At 63.2% G+C, this 1,797-nt stretch carries 2 protein-coding genes and 2 pseudogenes; all 4 read left to right on the top strand.

The features are described 5' to 3' along the window. Window positions 1–106 (top strand): annotated as a pseudogene (locus tag ACQKDV_RS19310) (30S ribosomal protein S13); the annotation flags it as partial. A gap of 11 nt (window positions 107–117) precedes the next feature. After that, window positions 118–507 carry a 30S ribosomal protein S11 gene (gene rpsK, locus ACQKDV_RS19305; protein WP_004145443.1) on the top strand — a complete coding sequence of 130 codons (390 nt, stop codon included), beginning with the start codon at window positions 118–120 and terminating at the stop codon, window positions 505–507. A gap of 15 nt (window positions 508–522) precedes the next feature. Then, complete coding sequence (rpsD, locus tag ACQKDV_RS19300; protein ID WP_004145446.1) at window positions 523–1,152, top strand: 30S ribosomal protein S4; 630 nt, start codon at window positions 523–525, stop codon at window positions 1,150–1,152. Window positions 1,153–1,208: 56 nt separating this feature from the next. Beyond that, a pseudogene (locus ACQKDV_RS19295) lies at window positions 1,209–1,797 on the top strand (DNA-directed RNA polymerase subunit alpha); the annotation flags it as partial.

Genomic DNA, 1,797 nt, shown 5'->3' with positions numbered 1-1,797 from the left:
GGCCGACCGGGGCCTGCATGGCCGGGTCAGCCCGGCGCAGTGGCAGCGGGTCTGCCGTACCAACGCCCGCACCCGCAAGGGCCCGCGCAAGGCGATCAGGAAGTAAGGGACCTATAAATGGCTAAGCCCGCTGCTAAGACCAAGAAGAAGATCAAGCGCGTCGTCACCGACGGCGTTGCCCACGTCCACGCTTCGTTCAACAACACCATCGTGACCATCACCGACCGCCAGGGCAATGCTCTGTCGTGGGCGACCTCCGGTGGCGCTGGCTTCCGCGGTTCGCGCAAGTCGACCCCGTTCGCTGCCCAGGTGGCTGCCGAAAAGGCCGGTCGCGCTGCGCTGGACTACGGCGTGAAGTCGCTGGAAGTCCGCATCAAGGGCCCGGGTCCGGGCCGTGAGTCGGCCGTGCGTTCGTTGAACAACGTCGGCTACAAGATCACCAACATCATCGACGTGACGCCTATCCCGCACAACGGGTGCCGTCCGCCGAAGAAGCGTCGCGTCTAAAGGGAGCGATAAGAAATGGCTCGTTATATCGGTCCTACCTGTAAGCTCGCCCGTCGCGAAGGCGCCGACCTGTCCCTGAAGAGCCCGGCGCGTGCGCTGGACTCCAAGTGCAAGCTGGAGCAGAAGCCCGGCCAGCACGGCGCCACTGCCCGCAAGGGCAAGCTGTCCGACTACGCCACCCAGCTGCGTGAAAAGCAGAAGGTCAAGCGTATCTACGGCCTGCTGGAGCGTCAGTTCCGCAACTACTACAAGAAGGCCTCGACCAAGAAGGGCAACACCGGCGAGAACCTGCTGCAGCTGCTGGAAACCCGCCTGGACAACGTCGTCTACCGCATGGGCTTCGCCGTGACCCGTCCGGCTGCCCGTCAGCTGGTGTCGCACCGCGGCGTCACCGTGAATGGCAAGTCGGTCAACCTGGCTTCGTACCAGGTCAAGGCTGGCGACGCCATCGCTCTGTCTGAAAAGGCTGCCAAGCAGCTGCGCGTCCAGGAAGCCCTGACCGTCGCCGCCCAGCATGACCTGAGCCCGTCGTGGGTTGAAGTGGATTCCGGCAAGTTCACCGGCATCTTCAAGGCTGTTCCGGATCGTTCGGATCTGCCTGCGGACATCAACGAAGCGCTGATCGTCGAGCTGTATTCGAAGTAATTCATCATTGGAGAGCCCCCGGCGACGGCCGGGGGTTCACTAGGAGAACCCGCAACATGACGGTTACCGCCAACCAGGTTCTGCGTCCTCGCGGTCCGCAGATCGAACGCCTTACCGACACCCGTGCAAAGGTCGTTATCGAACCTTTGGAGCGGGTTACGGGCATACGCTGGGCAACGCCCTGCGTCGCGTGCTGCTGTCGTCCATCCCGGGCTTCGCCATCACGGAAGTCGAAATCGACGGCGTGTTGCATGAGTACACCACGGTCGAAGGTCTGCAGGAGGACGTACTCGAAGTCCTGCTGAACCTGAAGGACGTGGCTATCCGTATGCACTCCGGCGACAGCGCCACCCTGTCCCTGTCCAAGCAGGGTCCGGGCGTTGTCACCGCTGCCGATATCAAGGTCGACCACAATGTGGAGATCCTGAACGGCGAACACGTGATCTGCCACCTGACCAAGGATACGGCGATCAACATGCGTCTGAAGATCGAACGTGGTTTCGGCTACCAGCCGGCTGCCGCGCGTCGTCGCCCGGACGAAGAAACCCGTGCCATCGGCCCCTGGTCCTGGATGCCTCGTTCTCGCCGGTCCGCCGCGTCGCCATGCCGTGGAAGCGGCTGAGGCCGTCCAGGGTGATGGAGACA

It is taken from the genome of Stenotrophomonas sp. NPDC077659 (assembly GCF_050268705.1).
Taxonomy (GTDB): Bacteria; Pseudomonadota; Gammaproteobacteria; order Xanthomonadales; family Xanthomonadaceae; genus Stenotrophomonas.
The sequence above is the reverse complement of the archived record's forward strand: the minus strand, read 5'-3'. Positions and strand labels throughout refer to the sequence as shown.

Excerpts from the sequence above, each read along its gene's own strand:
- rpsK (WP_004145443.1), top strand. The coding sequence starts at position 118 with ATGGCTAAGCCCGCTGCTAAGACCAAGAAGAAGATCAAGCGCGTCGTC.
- rpsD (WP_004145446.1), top strand. The coding sequence starts at position 523 with ATGGCTCGTTATATCGGTCCTACCTGTAAGCTCGCCCGTCGCGAAGGC.